This is a genomic window from Methylohalobius crimeensis 10Ki (assembly GCF_000421465.1).
Classification (GTDB): Bacteria; Pseudomonadota; Gammaproteobacteria; order Methylococcales; family Methylothermaceae; genus Methylohalobius; species Methylohalobius crimeensis.
This window is the reverse complement of the sequence record NZ_ATXB01000001.1, coordinates 1,258,145-1,275,970: the sequence shown is the minus strand read 5'-3', so window position 1 is coordinate 1,275,970 and position 17,826 is coordinate 1,258,145. Positions and strand designations below refer to the sequence as shown.

At 58.6% G+C, this 17,826-nt stretch carries 13 protein-coding genes and 1 pseudogene; 1 reads left to right on the top strand and 13 read right to left on the bottom strand.

The window, feature by feature from the left end; translation table 11 throughout:
* Positions 1-25: 25 nt before the first annotated feature.
* The 11 genes from H035_RS0106465 to H035_RS0106415 form a co-directional block, all read right to left on the bottom strand.
* Positions 26-1,315 carry a glycerophosphodiester phosphodiesterase family protein gene (locus H035_RS0106465; RefSeq protein WP_022948174.1) on the bottom strand — a complete coding sequence of 430 codons (1,290 nt, stop codon included), beginning with the start codon at positions 1,313-1,315 and terminating at the stop codon, positions 26-28.
* 198 nt (positions 1,316-1,513) lie between these two features.
* Positions 1,514-2,983, bottom strand: coding sequence for an alkaline phosphatase PhoX (locus H035_RS0106460; protein WP_022948173.1), 1,470 nt, complete (start codon positions 2,981-2,983; stop codon positions 1,514-1,516).
* Positions 2,984-3,123: 140 nt separating this feature from the next.
* The gene (gene hypA, locus H035_RS0106455) at positions 3,124-3,462 is read right to left on the bottom strand and encodes a hydrogenase maturation nickel metallochaperone HypA (RefSeq protein WP_022948172.1); all 339 of its coding nucleotides are present in this window, start codon (positions 3,460-3,462) and stop codon (positions 3,124-3,126) included.
* On the bottom strand, positions 3,455-4,081 hold the full coding sequence (locus tag H035_RS22165) for a homospermidine synthase (RefSeq protein ID WP_022948171.1): 627 nt from the start codon (positions 4,079-4,081) through the stop codon (positions 3,455-3,457). Before H035_RS22165 ends, hypA begins: the two co-directional genes overlap by 8 nt.
* Positions 4,081-5,583, bottom strand: a complete 1,503-nt coding sequence (locus tag H035_RS0106445; RefSeq protein ID WP_022948170.1) for a Ni/Fe hydrogenase subunit alpha — start codon at positions 5,581-5,583, stop codon at positions 4,081-4,083. Before H035_RS0106445 ends, H035_RS22165 begins: the two co-directional genes overlap by 1 nt.
* Positions 5,576-6,118, bottom strand: a complete 543-nt coding sequence (locus tag H035_RS0106440) for an NADH-quinone oxidoreductase subunit B family protein (protein WP_022948169.1) — start codon at positions 6,116-6,118, stop codon at positions 5,576-5,578. Before H035_RS0106440 ends, H035_RS0106445 begins: the two co-directional genes overlap by 8 nt.
* Complete coding sequence (locus H035_RS0106435) at positions 6,099-6,833, bottom strand: 2Fe-2S iron-sulfur cluster-binding protein (protein ID WP_022948168.1); 735 nt, start codon at positions 6,831-6,833, stop codon at positions 6,099-6,101. Before H035_RS0106435 ends, H035_RS0106440 begins: the two co-directional genes overlap by 20 nt.
* Before the next feature lie 3 nt (positions 6,834-6,836).
* Positions 6,837-8,621, bottom strand: coding sequence for an NAD(P)H-dependent oxidoreductase subunit E (locus H035_RS0106430; protein ID WP_022948167.1), 1,785 nt, complete (start codon positions 8,619-8,621; stop codon positions 6,837-6,839).
* Positions 8,622-8,657: 36 nt separating this feature from the next.
* Positions 8,658-9,776 carry a 23S rRNA (cytidine(2498)-2'-O)-methyltransferase RlmM gene (rlmM, locus tag H035_RS0106425; RefSeq protein WP_022948166.1) on the bottom strand — a complete coding sequence of 373 codons (1,119 nt, stop codon included), beginning with the start codon at positions 9,774-9,776 and terminating at the stop codon, positions 8,658-8,660.
* A gap of 53 nt (positions 9,777-9,829) precedes the next feature.
* Positions 9,830-10,654: a class I SAM-dependent methyltransferase gene (locus H035_RS0106420; protein ID WP_022948165.1), complete on the bottom strand. Its 825-nt coding sequence runs from the start codon at positions 10,652-10,654 to the stop codon at positions 9,830-9,832.
* Positions 10,655-11,010: 356 nt separating this feature from the next.
* Positions 11,011-12,231 carry an IS110 family RNA-guided transposase gene (locus H035_RS0106415; protein WP_022947256.1) on the bottom strand — a complete coding sequence of 407 codons (1,221 nt, stop codon included), beginning with the start codon at positions 12,229-12,231 and terminating at the stop codon, positions 11,011-11,013.
* Between the two features lie 254 nt (positions 12,232-12,485).
* On the opposite strand from H035_RS0106415, the pseudogene H035_RS18505 reads away from it, so the two are divergent.
* A pseudogene (locus tag H035_RS18505) lies at positions 12,486-12,789 on the top strand (integrase core domain-containing protein); the annotation flags it as partial.
* Positions 12,790-12,870: 81 nt separating this feature from the next.
* Here the strand turns inward: H035_RS18505 and H035_RS0106405 are convergent.
* Positions 12,871-13,404, bottom strand: coding sequence for a hypothetical protein (locus tag H035_RS0106405; protein WP_022948164.1), 534 nt, complete (start codon positions 13,402-13,404; stop codon positions 12,871-12,873).
* Between the two features lie 81 nt (positions 13,405-13,485).
* Complete coding sequence (locus H035_RS22400) at positions 13,486-17,823, bottom strand: DUF3320 domain-containing protein (RefSeq protein ID WP_235044547.1); 4,338 nt, start codon at positions 17,821-17,823, stop codon at positions 13,486-13,488.
* Between the last annotated feature and the right edge of the window lie 3 nt (positions 17,824-17,826).

The following is a 17,826-nucleotide window of genomic DNA, read 5'->3' as shown; positions in this document are numbered from 1 at the left end:
TTGGCCCCGGGGAAACCGGAGAAATTTATTTCAATCCCTTGCAATTAGCATAGAAGGTAACCGTGGCCGGCCAATCGGAAAAAATCCCGATAATGCCCACGTCTTTGGCCAGGACATCCAAAACCCGATACTTATCGCCCTGCTTCTTGATCGCCTCACCGATGGTTTGGTAATACCACTGACCTTCCCCACCGCTGCGCAAATCCGAGCGCTCGAAGGTCCAGGTGATGATTTGAAGCCCGGCGGCTTTGGCTTCTTGCGCGTAGACGGAGGGCACGATTTCCCCGTTATCCAAGGCCAACAGCATCCACATGGGCGGCGCGATGATTTTTACCCCCTGGGCGGCCAATTCATCCATGGACGGCTTCCACGTGCTCGGGTCGGCATGGTCGAAGTCGGGATCGTCGTACCGGCCGTCCAGAAAAACCGCCTGCCGTCCGAATTCGGGTTCGTAATCGACCCAATACAGCACGTCTTCCAAATTGAATGACTGGGCGTACACATCCCGGGGCCGAACGCCGGCTTCCCGATATTCGTCAATCATCTTCCGGGCATAATCTTGCTGGGACATGCCATTAAACGGCATCGGGACTTCGGGGGATTTGAGTTCCGGGGTAAACTTGACGCCCAGTTGCTTGAATAACTCAATGCTTTCCTTGTGGGTCATCACCGTCCCGTAGCCGTAAAGGTCGGTGCGCCAGTCGGCGGTGCCCTTCAGATATTCCGCCGCCGTTTGCGCACGCGGATCGAAACCGTCCATCTTGGCCTTGAGGGTCTTGAACTCGGCCAGAGTGATATCGCTGGTGCAGCACTGGGCGGTGGCCGCTTGCATCAGCTCACCGGTGCCGGGATCGATGATCGCCGGTTGGAACGGCACCGAGCACTTAGCCGCCAACGGCGTTTCCAGAATGTTGGTGGTGGTGTGCAGATCGCATTGGGAATGACGACACACCAGTTCCTTGTCTTGAGTGAAAGTCACATCGCACTCCACGATACCGGCACCCATCCGCGCGGCGGCTTCGTAGGATTCCTTGGAGTGCTCGGGAAACTGCAAGGCGGCGCCGCGGTGACCGATGGAAAAGTCGGATTTCCGGAACACCATCCTGCTGTCGGCGCAGCGCTGAAGCGCTTCTTTGAGCGGCCCTTCGGTCATATCGTTGACCAGGAAATAAGGCCGGGGACCGAGCTGAATCCGCTGGATTCGCTTTCTCACTTCCTCTTTCATCGAATCGGCATACACCCCGGGAGAAATAACAATGGATGCGAATAACGCGGCCAAGCTGCCTAAAAACAGATATTTCTGGAAGCTTTGCATGGATATTACTCCTAAAGGAATGCACATAAAAAAAGGGAGCTGAAAACAGCTCCCCAAAATGGGGATGAGATCCCTGTCGAACATTTCAATTCCCTCGATCGATAAGTCGATCGAGGATGGCACTGTCTGAAAGAGGACGAAAAATTTGCCTCAGACACGCCGATGACGCTCCTCGAAGGAAACCTATGCAGATTTATGTCAGCGATCAAAGCGATGATCGTCACGCCCGCCAAACAAACGGTTCAAGTGCCGAAAGCCGGTAACGACCACGATATCGTCGGTGGCATAGCCATCCACGTCGGCGCAATCCGTTCCCGCACCGCAATGGCTGTCGTTGGAATGTTGAATGGACAGCAGGGCTGTTTCGCCGTCGGCGGTGAAACCGAAACCGGTGGGCTCGGCGGACCGGTCCTTGACGGACAGAACCTTCACGCAACCGTCGGTTTTGATGTCGCGATCTTCTCCGTCGGGCAAGCAGGCAAAGACGTCGCCGTTGGAATGGTCCTCGATGACGTAAAGGTTGCCGGTATGGGGTTGGAAGGCCAGGTTGTCGAAGGAATTGAAGTCGGTGTCGCCTTCCACGAAACGGTTGACCACGACGCTGCGGGTATCGGCGTCAGCCAGAAGCGGTTCGCTGTCCACGCCGCAGACGACCTCCGCGTAGTTCTTCGCGCCTTCATTGCCGGTGTTGGTCCAGCAGAAACGGACGCCCTCCCCCTCGTAGGTCGGATCTTGGTGCAGATCTTCGGGGCGGTAATAACCGGTGGCACCGACCCTATCGGCATCGTCGCGCGCATTGGCAGCCAAAATCGATATCCAGGCGGCGTTGCCGATCTCACAGCCTTGCCCATACTGCTGGCGGGAATCCCGACAGCTCACCTGCATGGCATAAGTGCTACCGGAAGCCAAAGGCGATTCATCCAGGTTCTGGATGGCATTATTGCCAGTGTAAGGACTTGCCGGTACGAACTTGAAGATGGCACCGCCGTCCTTATCGTCTTCTCCGGTGCCCGGACGCAGCTCGTCACCGCCGATCACCACCCCCGAATCGAGCACGGTGAGGCCTTCCCAAGCCATGGTCGGCAAGGCAGCGCGCTTGGCGACATGGACCGGCTCGCTCACATCTCCGGTGGCACGATCCAACACGGTTGTATTGGTGTTCAAAGGATCCAAAATTTCATAGGCACCGCCGTCACCGGTCTCCTCGGTGGCCAGAATGGTTCCCCAGGCGGTACGGCGGATACCGTCGCAGCGATCCATGCCGCGCACCAGAGTGGTCACGGCACCGGTGGCCAAATCGATAGCTTGGACGGAAGGATTGTATTTATCGTTGGAAAGGGTCTCACGGCCACCTTCGATGCACCAGATGGTGTGGGTCGGATTTTCGTCGGAAGGCCAAAAGGCGAACATATCCGCCTTATTGGCGGTTTCGCGGGTCAAGACGGCGGCCTTCAGCCCATGGGCCAGCTCGATCAAATCGGAAGCCTTTTGTCCGGGCGCGCGAGGAACGCTGCCTTCGGCCGAATCGGTGAGCGGTTTGACGATGCCAAAATATTTGAGCGACTGCGCACGGAGCAATTTCTCCATTTGCGCGCCGAAGTCGTTGGCGGCCCAGACCGGGGCCGAAACGGTGGCGGCGATTGCCATGCCGATGAGGTACTTTTTCATGATAACACTCCGTTTTTATGCCTATTGATCGGAACCGAACCACCCTCGGGCGATCCGGAGACCAGGTTAAAAACGAAATGTGAAATGGGTCTTAAAATTAGATGTCAGTCGGATGAAGATTGGATGACAAGACCAGCGCATTAGCAAACTTCCAGTTCCCGAAGTCGAATCTCCAGCCCCTTTTCCACCGTCAAAGGCATCTGGCACGCCGGGCATAGGTCATACAGCTCGGACATCGCCTCGGTCCGATCGCAGCGGGGACACCGCCCCAACCCCGGCACCGGCAGGATTTCCAGCCGCGCGCCTTCGGCGAGAGTGCCCCGCATGACCTCATCGAAACAGAAACGGAGTGCTTCCGGTTCCACGCAAGACAACTGCCCGACCGCCAAGCGCACGGTTTCGACTCGACTGAATTTCTGATGCTCGGCTTCGGTTTCGATGATCTCGCGTAGATTTTCGCTCAATGACAGTTCATGCATGCGAAGTGCTCGCTTCTTCGATAGCACCGGTGCAGGCAGCCCGCCACGCACTCGCTTCCGATTCCGACAACCGCTCGGCGACGAATCCGGCGGCTGCATCCAGATGCCCGGCAGCGGCGGAACTGAGCGTTTCTCCCAGGCCGAAACGCTCTCCCCGCAGAGTGAGAAGAAAGGTGGGCGGCAGAGATCCGCCCAGAGTATCCCGATAGATGGCCAACAAGGTTTGCGGACTCAGGGCATGGGTGGTGAAGCTGCTGTCGCGCAAAGGTTGCACCGCTTCGAAGGTGAAAGGCGCGGGCGTCTCCCACCCGGCATCGGCGAGAAGGGTCAGGTCATGTTGCTCCATATCGAGAATGTGCTCCGGCTGGAGCTGCATGGCGGTCAGCCAGGTAACCATCGAATCAGCATCCAAAGAAGGTCGGGGAACCCTGGTCAAGGGACGCTGTGAACCCGTCCGTGGGCGCTTCATCGCGGCGTCCTTGCCGCGAAGACCCTTGACCAGGGTTCCCCGACCTTCACTTTCAAACCGGCTTTCCAACCGTTCCACCAACGCCGGTCCCAGCCCGTCGTCCCCGCGGCCCGGATTGCCGTAGCCCAGCACCAAGACCTTAACGCCCATCAATCGGCGCTGACCTTCCCGTCCGCGTGCTTGGTCAGCACTTGGCGTACCCGGCCTCCGGTATCCACCAGCTCCACCTGAAGCGGCATCTTCCCGACCGCGTGGGTGGCGCACGACAAACAGGGATCGTAGGCGCGCACGGCGATTTCAATCCGATTGAGCAAGGGTTCGGTTAGCTCGTTGCCATCCAGGTATTCGGTCGCCACCTGGCGGATGCTCTCGTTCATGGCGGTATTGTTGTGGGTGGTGGAGACGATCAGATTGGCCTTTTCCACCAGACCGCCCGGATCGATGCGATAATGATGGATGAGCAGACCGCGCGGGGCTTCGATCACGCCGATGCCCTCGTCGGTCGATTCGCCTTCCGCCATCAATTCGCCTCGATACAAATCGGAGTCGGCCAACAGCGCCTTGATCTTTTCGGCGCAGTGGAGAATCTCGATCATTCGTGCCCAATGATAGGCCAGGGATGCCTGCACCGGCAGGCCGTCGTCGAGGGTCATAAAGTCTTGGCGTGCCGCTTCCGCCAAGGGGGTATCGATGAAATCGCAGATGTTCAGGCGCGCCAAGGGACCGACCCGGTACCATCCGGCCTCCGGCCCCAGCTCGGCCAGATAGGGGAATTTCATGTAGCTCCAGGATTTCACCTTCTCGTGGATATAATCGGGATAGTCCTGATCGCTGAGCCCGTCGAACAGCATCCCGCCGTCGGCGCTCTTCACCCTTATCTTGCCGTCGTATAGCTCGAGCGCGCCGTCGTTCGTGGTCAGCCCCGCAAAATGCGAGCGGATCACCGCAAAGCGCCGGTGGTAATCGGCATTGGCGAGATGCAGCTTGCGGATCAGCGCCAGGCCTTCCCGGCTCCAGTCAATCACCTGATCCACCTCCCCCGCCAGGTAACGCCGATCTCCCTCCGTCAAATGCTTGTTCATCCCCCCCGGCAACGGCCCCACCCCGTGGATGCGCTTGCCGATCACCACCCGGATTACCTCCTGGCCGAACTTGCGCAGCTTGATGCCCTTGAGGGCGACGTCGCGATATTCCGATTCCAGCAACGCCAGGATATTGCGTTTTTCGGCCTCGGTATCGAAACCGAACAGGAGATCGGGCGAGGCCAGGTGGAAAAAATGGAGGGCGTGGGATTGCAGCACCTGCCCGTAATGGAGCAGGCGGCGCAGCTTTTCCGCGCTTGCAGTGAGCCGATCGACGCCCACCAGACGGTCCACCGCCTTGGCCCCGGCCAACAAATGACTGACTGGACAGATGCCGCACAATCTTTGCACCAGCACCGGCACTTCCCAATAGGGCCGGCCTTGGATGAATTTCTCGAACCCCCGAAATTCCACGATATGCAGGCGCGCCTGCCGGACCCGGTTATCCTCGTCCAGAAGGAGGGTCACCTTGCCGTGCCCCTCGACCCGGGTCACCGGATCGATGGCCACCCGGCGCAAATTCTCGGGCTCGGAAGCGGTTTCCAGGTGGCGATAGCGCTGTTCAGTCATAATGGGTCAACTCGTAAGGCAAGACCGGCTCGCGGCCTTCGATCAGGTCGGTCAAGACGGCCCAGATGGTGTCGCCGGAGGGCGGACAACCGGGGATGAAATAATCCACCTTCACCACTTCGTGAATGGGGTGGACCTTATCCAGCAGCAGCGGCAGTTCCGGGTCGCCGGGTACTTGGGGATCGGTGACGCCGATGCCGGTGATGAAAGCCTCTTCCAGGCAATCCCCCAGGTCGTAGCGGTTGCGCAAGGCGGGAATGCCGCCGTTGATGGCGCAGGCGCCGATGGAAACCAGCTTTTTGCAGGCGCGCCTGAGCTCCCGCAGCACGTGGACGTTTTCCGAATTGCACACTCCACCCTCGACAATGGCGATGTCGCAATCGGTGCAATGCTTGATGTCGGTCAAGGGAGACCGGTCCAGCTCGGCGATCTCCACCAGATCCAGGAGCCGCTCGTCGATGTCCAGGAACGACATGTGGCAGCCGAAACATCCGGCCAGGGAGGTGGTGGCGATTCTAATCTTCGGCTTGCCCATGCTGCCTCCCCACTAAAGGCCGTTCTTCCTCCAAGGCTACTTGGGCGATGGTCCGATGATCGTATTTGCGCTCCCCGATAGGCGCCCGAAAGGCGGTTCCCCGGACCAGAATCGCCCCCACCGGGCAGATATGGGCGGCGCGGTCGGTGGCTTCCAAATCGGTATCCCCCAGCTTGCCGGAAGGAGAATTGACCACCAAGCGGGTATGGATGCCGCGCCCGGACAAGGCGAATACGTTCTTGCCCTCGTCCCGGCTGGCGCGCACGCATAACGCGCAGAAGATGCAGCGGTCGCGATCCAGCAGCACTTCCGGATGGGAGGCGTCGATTTCGCGGCGGGGAAAGAAGTGGGAAAAGTGGCCGTCGGTCATCCCCAGATAATACCCGGTCGCCTGCAGCTCGCAGCTGCCGCTCGCTTCGCACGAAGGACACAGATGATTGCCCTCCACGAACAGCATCTGGGTCAGGCGCAGGCGCAGATGACGGACTTCCTCGCTGGCCGAGATCACCTCTTGATTCTCCGCCGCGGGAAAGGTGCAGGCCGAACAGATGCGCCCGTTGACCTCCACCGAACACAGCTTGCAGCTTCCGTGGGGCTCGAAATCCGGATGATAACAGAGGTGGGGAATGTAGACCCCGGCCGCCATGGCGGCCTCCATGAGGGTCTGGCCCGGCTCGAAGGGAATGGTCCGGCCGTCGAGGGTGAAGTGGGGCATCGCTTACTCCTGGGTCAGATGATCGGCGGCGCTGAAACGGTCGGTCAGGCGGCGGGCGGTTTCGAGTTCGCCGTCCAAGTCGAAACCGGGAGAGAAATCGATTTCCTGCAGCGGCGCCTGGTAGCGATCGGGAAAGCGTTCCAAGGTATCCAGCAGCGGATTGGCCGCGGTATGCCCCAAGCCGCAGTGACTGCCTTGCCGCACCACCCGACCCAAACGCTCCAACTCCAGAATATCGCCCGCCGTTCCCCAGCCGTTGCGAAGCTTGTCCAGCAGATGGACGAGGATCGAGGTGCCCACCCGGCAAGGGGTACAAAATCCGCAGGATTCGTGGGCGAAAAAATCGGTAAAATTGCGCACGATTTCCAGCATATCGCGCTCCTTGCCAAACACCATGAACGAGCCGCCGGTGCCCAGATCCTCGAAAGCGATCCGGCGATCGTACTCCCCCGGGCCGATGAAGGTGCCGGAAGGGCCGCCCACTTGCACGCCCAAGGTCTCGCCGGCGCCGCACAGGATCATGATTTCGGTCACGGTCATCCCGAAAGGGACTTCATAAATCCCCGGCCAGCGGCAATCGCCGCCGATGGAGAGCAGCTTGGTGCCTTTGGACTTTTCCGTTCCCACGCCGGCGAACCACGCGCCGCCGTTGAGGACGATCAGGCTCGCGGCGATAAAGCTTTCCACGTTGTTGACCACCGTCGGCTGCCCCCAAAGCCCGGCGGTGACCGGATAAGGCGGTCGGTTTCGCGGCTGGCCGCGGCGGCCTTCGATGGAATCGAGCAGCGCCGATTCCTCGCCGCAGATATAAGCGCCCGCGCCCATGACGATTTCGATGTCGAAATGAAAATCCATCAGCCCGCAAATGTTGCGCCCCAACAAGCCCTGCCGGCGCCGTTGTCGCATGGCGGCTTCCAATTCGGCTCGGAGAAAGGCGTATTCGGCGCGTAGGTAGATGAAACCTCGGCGGGCATCGGTAACGAAGGCGGCCAAAGTCATCCCTTCCAATAGCTGGTCGGCGTGGTGGCGCAGCAGGACCCGGTCCTTGAATGTGCCCGGCTCGCCCTCGTCGGCGTTGCAGACGATGTAATGCTCACCCGCCGCCTCGCGGCAGAATCGCCATTTCTTGGCGGTGGGAAACCCCGCTCCGCCGCGCCCGCGCAGCCCCGAATCGGACAAAGCCTCGAGCACGTATTCCGGTCCCCGGCGAAGCGCCGATTTGAGCGCCTTCCCGGATTGCCAGGCGGCGGTCAACAGAAGATCGCGCCGTTCGAACCGATCCTCGATCCGGAACCATTTCGCCGGCCAGTCCTCGACACAAATCTGCTGTTCGATAAGGTCGGCGATTCGATCGATCTTTTCCCCCGTCAACGATCCGATCGCATGACCGTTGACCAAAATCGCCGGCCCCTGGTCGCACAAGCCGGTGCACGAAGTTTCGGCAACGCTCACCAAGCCATCGGCGCGCGTGGTGCCGACCGCCATTTTGAGACGTTCGCACAACCGCCGCTGCAGCGTTTCCCTCCCCTGCAGATCGTCGATAATGCAATTGCTGAAATATATCTCGTAACGCCCCTGAGGGAAGCTATGGAGGAAGCTGTAGAATTCGGTGACCGCCTCCACTTCGGCCAAAGGCACTGCCAGCCGCTCGGCGACCTTTTCCATTGCCGGACGGGGAACGTAATGATGGCTTTGCTGAAGTTGGCGCAGGATCGCCAGAAGCGACGAAAGATGGTTGCCGTAGCGTTCGACGGCGAGGGCGGCGGTTTGGATCGGATCGGAAGGCATACAGGGCCTCGTTGTGCTGGATCCCGGTGAACAACCCTATCTTCTACCACGGCGGGCTCCACGTAAAGCCCGCGCATAAACGGTAACCTCTTCCCGATCATGATACAAATGCTTGACGCGCAACTCTACCCCGCCTTGCGACCCCATTCTTTGACGCAATCGCGCGATGGCATCGTCGATCGCGGCCAAACGCTTTTTCATCGGCAGCTTCAGGTTGAATAAGGCATGCCGGCAATCGCCGCGTGCGAGCCAAGCGGCCATCAGTTCGGCGATTCGGCTGGGCTGTTCGACCATATCGCACAACAGCCAATCCACCGGTCGCCGCGGGCGCCATTTGAAGCCGTCGGCGGCGATAGGATGGACCATTCCGGTTGCCGTCACCCGGGGGGCGATCCGCCCGTTGTCGATGGCGCTGACCTCTATTCCATACTGGGCGAACTGCCAACTCCAACCGCCCGGCGCGGCCCCCAAATCCACCGCCTTCATCCCCGGCTTGAGGAAACGCTGCCGCTCCTTGTCGGTGAGAAGCACCAGCAATGCTTCGGCCAGTTTCAGAACCGAACGGCTGGGTGCTTCCCGCGGCATACGCAAGCGCGGAATGCCGTTCGCCGAGGGAGCGGCCAATCCTGGCGGCGCATGACACAGCCAGACGGTGCTCCAATCGGTGAATACCCCATAGAGCATTTCCCTGGGATTCTCCTTGGGTACCAGCCGCTCTCGTGCCTGAAGCGCGCTCGTCAAGGGCTTTTCGAAACGGCGGCAAAAACGCGACAAAGGACGGCCGGCTTCGCTGTCGGGAAAGGCCAATCCGATCCCCTCGAATACCGCTTCCGGCGGCAATTGCTCCACGGCGGCGAGCATGGGGGTCAGCCGATCGCCCGCCGGCAAATCGGTGACCTGAGCGAACCATGGCAAGACCTGGCGGGCAAAAATGAGCCGCTGCCAACTCGGCGCCGCTTCCACCGTCAAGTCGTCCATCGGCATGGAAGCGCTAAAGACGACGAAACCGGTCTGGTTCTCGGCCCGGCAAACGCCCGCCATCCCTTTTTGTCCGCTCCAGCGGTAAAACTCTTGTGCCAACTCCCTTTCGAACCCGGGCCGGCACAAGGCGATGAAACCGTTGGAATCTTTAAACTGATACCCCTTAGACAGCATCTTTCAGCGGCATTTTTGCAGCAGGAAAATTGCGATTCGGTATGCCGAGCGCCTTATGCCAAAGCCCCGTTATGGTCGATCACATACAGGAATCGGACCAGCGTTTCGCGCTCTGCGTGATCCTTGAACCAGCCGTTTTCGGCCATGCGGGCCTCGCATAGGAATGCGTTGCCTTCGGCGGCGAAGTCGGATTGGAGTTTCCGCGAGCACTCGTAATTTTTTATCCAGTGATTGCGGACGTTCTCCGTGAAGTCGTGCCGGGTATAGCGGAACGACAGGTCCTTCAAGGCTTCGTCCATACGCGTATGGCCGGGGAGCAGGATGGTTTCGGGATCACCCTCTTCCTTGACTTGAAACGCCGCGATAATCATCCGCCCGCCGGGGGCCAGCTTGGCGTTGAGCTTGGCCAGTGTCTGGTTGTAATCGCCCATGAAGTAAATCGAATCGATAGCCAGAATAACATCGTATTCGCCGCCGGGCAGCTCGTCCTGAATCAAATCCACGCATTGGAAATTCAGCCTATCGGCTTTCCCTCGGGTTCTGGCTTGCGCCTGGCCGACGGCGACGTCCGAATAATCGACGCCCAGAATGTCGCATCCGGCTTGCCGGTGAATATGCTCCGTGATGAAACCGTTGGAGCAGCCCACTTCCAACACTTTCTCCCCGGGCTTGAGCAAGGAAGCCAGAAAACCCATCTCGTCGATGTCCATCATGCCGTGCTGACACAGATCCCTGCCATAAACGGCCTCGCAAAAGCGCGCATGCGTCGGACTTTCGGCCGCGCGCCGGAAATATTCGTTGTACCATTCCTTGGAAAACATCTCCGCCTGGCCCATGTCGGCGGTGTGCTCCATCAGTTCGTTCATACTTTGTTCCATGTTGGGTCTCTCCCAAAGGTTTTAAAGAATCAAAAGATTCTAATATATGAGGCACGACCGGCACCTGCTCCGAACGGGGTCGATCCATGGCAAGTTCTAGAACCGGAAAAACGACCATTCGGGATCCAGCCCCAGCACGCGAGGGGCGGGGTCAGGAGGGGCGGGGTCAGTTCTCGGAGGGGCGGGGTCAGTTCTAACATTCATACATTAATCCCGGTTGTTCAGCTCAAATCGCCGCACCGCGCGGCTCACCGTCATATAATGCACGCCGATTTCAGCCATATCGCGCTTTTTCGTTTCTTGCCAAACTGGCTAATTGGAATGTTAGAACTGAACATCCCGCTGGTATTTTCAAGCTATTTCGAGCTAGTTTTCTCTGGTGAAGCTATCCTGAGCTCATACGCCCTTCCCTGTTTGAGCATTCGAAATAGCACGCGGCACAGATGGCGCCCCAACGCACGGATAGCCTGATTATGGCTCTTACCCTGGGCGCGCTTTTTCTCATAGAAGCGCTGTGATTCAGGAACCTGCTTTCGGTGCCGATCGACACCCACCAGCATCGCCGCTTTTGCGCGCGTATTCACATGCTTTGGGTTCTTCGAGCCGCGCTGATTTCCTGAGCTGTTGTCGAGGTTCGCCATGCCCACGTAGACCGCAAGACTACCTTCTTTGGCGAAGCGCTCGATGGTACCGAGTTCACCGGCCAGCTCCGACGCACATACGGTCGCAAAGCCGGGTATGGTATCGACCAGCTGTGCAATCTCTGACTGGCCCATGAGTTCTTCACAGCGGACTTCAAGCGCCTTTATCTTCTGTCTCAGGTCCAGTATTCGACGGGCATCTTCAACAATCATCGGGCCGACCCACTCAACATCGTGGCTGAAGCTCGCAGCCTTCTGCCAACCGCCTATCACCTCGACGTATGTGCGTCCGATGCCTTTGATCGAAAGCACCGTCTTCCGACGGATACGGGCAAGCTTACGAAGGTCGTCACTATAGGTGATAAAGTTCAAAAACCAGAGGTTTTCCGCATCCTTGGTGATTGCCAGCAATCCGGGGCAAACCGCCTGCAAATCAGCCTGCATGCGGCTCAGAAGGCGACTTTTCTCATTAACCAGCGAACGGCGCCGGCGGGTCAGACGCTTCAGTTTTTCGTTCTCAACCGGCGTTGCTGAGACCTCCTGGAGCACCCCTTTGGCCGATGGGAGATAGTCCCGCAGCTGGAACAGCTCGAGGCCTTTCCGTGCATCGATTCGGTCTGTTTTAGCCGCCGCCGGGAAAATCTCCTTGAAGCGGGCAAGCTTCAGATTATTGATATTGAAAAGGCGATAACCATGGGAGCGCACGAGGGTGTCCAACGGGCGAGCCCAGCCGTTATACCCTTCCATGGCCACCGAGACCTCACCCCCATAGCGATGGTGGTGGTGTTCGATTCGCTCGAAGAAAAGCTCGAAGCCTTCCGGCCGGTGGGGCAGGTCGAATTCGTCCAGCACTTCTCCACAGGGCAGGCCGATCGCTACACTGTGACTGTGACAGCCCACATCAATGCTGACGCGAATGTCGGAGGTTGTTGTCATTGTTGGTGTCTCCGTAAGTCAGAACCAGTAGAAGAAAATCATCCGCCGGTCTCGTCTACTTACAGAGCCACATCAGAGAGCTGATCGGCACCATCCCGTTCGACCCACCGGATGATGCAGGGTGGCGGGGGCGGCATTTCAGGTTCGAGTGAGCCGAAACCGGCCACCGACCCCAGGAGCCACACCCCCGCCGAAGTCAATCTTACCTATTATGCGGGGGCTCCGCTAACCTGCAAATCCGATGGTAGACCCCATCATCGTATTTGTCGATCCGTTACACCGAGCGGCTGGCGAAAGCGGGCATTGATGCTTCGGTGGGCAGCGTAGGCGATTCCTATGACAACGCCCTGGCCGGAAACCATCAATGGGCTGTTCAAGACAGAGGTGATTCGCCACAAGGGCCCGTGGCGCGGTATCGACGATGTCGAATATACCACCCTGGAATGGGTCGATTGGTTCAACCACCGTCGGTTGTTGGAGCCGATCGGCAACATGCCGCCGGCGGAATATGAATTGGCGTATTATCGCCAACTGGAGGAGTCAGTTGAAGCAGCCTGACTCAAACTAACGGGTCTCCGGTGAACCCGGAGCGATTCAGTCGGCTGGAGCGCATTGTTCGGCATTTTTGCGCCTCCGCAGTTAGTTCGTCTCAATGTCGTAATCACCCTTCTTTTCGTTGAACACCATCCTGGCTATGTGAGGGTAATCACTGGCGGCATTCAGAAACAGTCTTCGAATCTCGTCAACCGGAACGCGCCAGATGCAATCGTTTTTGTCAAAATCCGAAACAACGAACACATCACTCCAGTTTCTGCTCTCGTCACGCGCAACAAAGCTTGTATACGCATGAATGAACTGATTAGCGACGTACAGCGGCCTCTTTTGTTCTGGGCGTTCTCTTTCCATATCATAGAGTTCCCAGATTTCATGTCCATTCAGACGATGGACCTTTTTTCCGACCGCTTTGTATGAGAAAACGCGCAATATTTGGTCGCTGGTCCGGCGTGAAACCTTGTGCAGTTCGATTAGCCGCCGGAGCATGAAGAAGCCCACCATGATGTCTCTCTCTAGAACGCAGTGGGCTCGTTCGCCCCAGCGACGCGGACGACCCACTTTCTTCAGACCTTGAGCTATCCGCTGAAGCTCTTCTTTCCAGTACTGAGACTCGATCATTGGTCACTTGCCGAACGATAAGCATCAGCGGCGGCGCGCAGCGCCGTCCGCTGCATGCTGTTGTTATGTTTCATTCAGGTATCAACCCAGCGCCTTGCTTAGCCGGTCGCGAGCGCTCTGGCTTAATCGAGCAATGCCAATATGGCGGGCTATCTCAATGGGGTCGTCGCTAAGGGACAACAAAGCTCTGATCGCGCGGATTTCCTCCTTGCAGATATACTCCGCCTTCCGCATTTCATCATCACGGCCCGCATAACGGGCTGGCGCGAGGCGATCTTTGACCGTTCCCTTGCGCCAGAAAAACAAGCCGACATCTTCCTTTGTCCGGCCCCGACGGCGCTTCGCTATATCGATGACAATTTCACGGATCTGGCGACCCGCACGCTGAAATCCGTGATGGCGTGCAATACGCCGGACCAACACATCTTCATGGATCGGTCCTTCTATATCGATGACGTGATCGATCATGGCTGACAGCCGAGGCTCGTACTCCTCGGAGTAGAACGTGTTCGGTTCAGCCCTATAATTCCCTCCGTCGAGGTCCGCCACCACATAGCTGTGTTCGTTATTGCCAAATAGGTCATCGGGGGACTCCGGCATTCGGTTTGATGGCACCTCACCGGCCGAAGGTTCTGGCCTCGCAAGATCAGCGGCCATATAGCTTTCCTGCGGCTCGAAATCCGGGCCTGATGCGTCCGTCTCGTCAATTGTCATTTCAGTGGGCAAAATCGGCGCGACAATCTCTTCCCCGGATCCATCGATATGATCCGGGCGAGAAGATGAATCCGCAGCGTTTGCCTCCATCGCCCGAACTGCTTCTTCCCGCTTTTGCCGATCCGCTTCCAGATGGACTTTCAGCGCCTCATTGAGGGAGTCCAAAGCCTTTGCACGATGGGTCCACCAATCGGTCGACCACACGCGGAATAAAGTCCAGCCGAGTCCCTCCAGAACCGACTGGCGGATCTTGTCGCGTTCCCGTGCGAAAGCGGAGCTGTGGTACATGGCACCATCACACTCGACACCGGCGAGGTAGATCCCCGGCTCATCTGGATGGACAACACCCAAGTCGATTCGATAGGCGGATACGCCGACTTGCGGATGGACGTCCCATCCCCTATCCCGTAGCGCCCGGGCAACCGCAGATTCAAATGGGGACTCAAAATCACCGATCGAACCATAAACTGCCGCTCCGAGTGCCGATGGACCACGTTCAGCATATTCCAGGAAATGCTTCAAGTCTGCGACTGCCCGAGCCTGCGTCCGCGAAAGATCGATGCGATCGGGACTGAGCGTGGAGAACACCAGCATTTCGGAGCGTGCCCGTGTCATGGCCACGTTCAGGCGGCGCTCCCCTCCGTCCCGATTGAGGGGGCCGAAATTCATGGTGACGTGGTCGCCCTGATCCGGACCGTAAGTGATACTGAACAGGATCACGTCCCGTTCGTCCCCCTGCACGGTCTCCAGGTTTTTCACGAACACCGGCTCAAGCGTGCTATCCGTGGAGAATGCCCATTCGATTTGTGGATTTCTGGAGCGCGCTTCGTCCAGCAAATTCTCGATCAGCGACTGCTGTTCGGAATTGAAGGTTACAACGCCGATGGACTGTTCCCGCACCACCTCGTCCTCGTGGGTGACTCTTCGCAAAATCTCCGCAACAATCGCCTTTGCTTCCCCTTCGTTATGACGCGCCTTTCCACGTGCATAAAAGCCGTCGGGGCGGATCAGGCGAACGCCGTGATCAGGGTGTATGGGGGCGGGGAAGGTGACGAGTTCATTGCCATAGTATCGGCTGTTGGAGAACGCGATTAGGCTCTCCCTGCGCGACCGATAATGCAGGTTGAGGGTCCGCTGCGGGATGCTCGCCCCCAACATTTCGTCCAGGATGCTCTCCAAATCCCCTTCCGTATCCACTTTCCCATCGGGATCGTCGTCGGCCCGCGCGAAGAAGTTTGTTGGCGGCATTTGTTTCGGATCGCCGGCGACAATGGCTTGACGTCCGCGCGCCAGGGAGCCAACCGCGTCCCAGACGGTGATCTGCGACGCTTCGTCAAAGATCACGACATCGAACAACGCTTGGTCAGCCGGCAGATACTGGGCAACGGACAGCGGCGACATCATGAGACAAGGTGCCAGTTTGGTCAGAACGTCAGGCATCTCCTGGACTAACTGGCGGACCGGCTTATGCTGTCTTTTCTTTTGGATCTCACGGCGCAGAACACCCCAGGACGAACTTCGCTTGACGTCATCGGCATCCGGAAGATTGCCCGCCAACTTGGCAGAGATATAGGCTGCCGTGAGGTCCTGGAATTGACTGTCGATCTCGCGGAATTTCTCAATTGTCGCGACGTGCTCGGGTGTGGAAAAGGTTCGCAAGACTTCATCTTCCCCGATCACCGCGCCCGACCACCATGTACAATATGCTGCTTCGAAAGTCGCTTCGATCTCCTCTGCCGGAATGCGGCCCTTCTCAATCGCGTCCACCAGCGGCCCCAGCTCCAGATCCATTGCCGCCGTTCGACGATGACGCCAGCCGCACCAATCATGCAATTCTGCATGGCGCGCAGCGATAGTGTCCGCCGTCTCCCGAATGGCATCCAGCGCCTTGCCTGTTTCCGCGAAATGCTCTCTCACCGACCTTCCGGCGATGGCTTCGAACGCCGTGCATGTTTCCTTTAGTCCCTTGTTGGCCGTCAGGAACTCCTGTGCAGCCCGACCGACTGCAGCCTCAGGCGCTAACAAATCGTTGCCGTCATGCATCAAGGTTCGAACCTTGCTGCGAACTTCCACCAGCGTCGGCGCATCGTCAGCCAACCTGCCAACTGCAAGTCGCGCCCGCTGCCCGAGGGTCCGCAAGGCGAGAGCCACGTCGGGGCTGGTCGTATGCCCCTCCCAGTCCTTGAATTCTGAAAGCAGCTTGTTCAGGCGGTCGATGGCTTCGCCTTCCAAGCGCAAACGCTTAAGCGTCGGCGCGTCGCGAACCGGATCCGGAACTCCCTGTGCCCCTCCTGCCTTCATGTCCTTGATCAGGCGACGGCGGGCGAAGAAACTTTTGGGCCACCAAGCCGCTTCCGCTTCTTGCCAGCGCTGAGCAATCTCATCCCCATCCAATTTGCGCCAAGCCATGGGATCGTAAGCGCAACTCAGTGCCGCCTGATCTTCAGCATAGGCCTTGAGCCGCTGCACAGCTTCTTCAAGCGCCTCGATACGATCTGACCCATCCGGCTCGAGTGCGTAGGCAATCTGTCTGCGATAGGACTCCATCAAGACCGCCGCGAGATCGGCAACAGCGTCCAGGCGCGCCATTGAGCGATCGGGCCCATCGATCCCTATGGCGTCCAACAGCGCTTTGCAGGAACGCTCCGATTTGGACGCCGCCGCAGACAGGCAGCCTGCCTGTTCGACCACTTGGCCTTCCCATTGCGGCGACCAGTCACCTTTCGTCACCAACTGGAAAGGGCTTTCGGCCACATCTCCCACGGCGGTGACCTGCACACGGAGCCATTTGACGGCTTCACGCATTGCGTCCAAACGGGCCTTATCGTGCTGATCCGCGGACGGCCAGGAAAGGGTCACACGCGACGCCAAATTCTCGTCTCGAACTTTCACGCCGATGGCGTAATGAGCCGTGATTCCGTTCCGGCGGGGGATGTGTAGTCGGTCCACGACACGATTCAGTTGGTCGCGCAAGATCCGCAGCCGCTCGGCCTCTTGCTCCCAAGCTTCGGCCTTGGCGCTTTGATGGAGATCCCATGCATTGCGCAATTGGTCGAGCACGTCGGCCTTGCGGGCTTTGTTGGAATGAAGCTCCAAACAGAACCTTCCAAGCCCAATGTCTTTCAGGCGTCGGTACACAACCTCCAGCGCTGCGGTCTTCTCCGAAACAAAGAGAACCGTCTTCCCCTTGCCCAACATATGGGCGATCAGATTGCTGATGGTCTGGCTCTTGCCCGTCCCGGGCGGGCCGATGATGATGAAGTTCTTGCCACGGTCTGCCGTGGCGATCGCCGCCATTTGTGATGAGTCCGCAGGCAGCGGAGTCAGCAAATCGGACGGCTTGAAGTGCCGATCGATAAGAGTGCTGTCCACAAAGGCGATATCGCTGGGATAAGGATCGCGCGGCGTATCAATGAGGTGCTTGACGATCGCGTTCTTCCGCAGCGCATCGGTGCGGTCGACCAGATCCTTCCACATGAGATATTTGGCGAAGGAAAAATGGCCTAGCACTGCATCCTCGACGACTTCGAACCCCGGCGCGTCCTTCACCGCCTTGCGCACAGTGTTCCAAATCCCGCTCACGTCGATACCGCTGTGATCTGTCGGCAGTTCCCCGTCCAAGCCCCGGATATCGATCTCGAAGTCTTTTCGCAGCATCTCCAACAGTGTCGTGTTGAAGCGCGGCTCGTCGTCATGGGCCAGCATCCG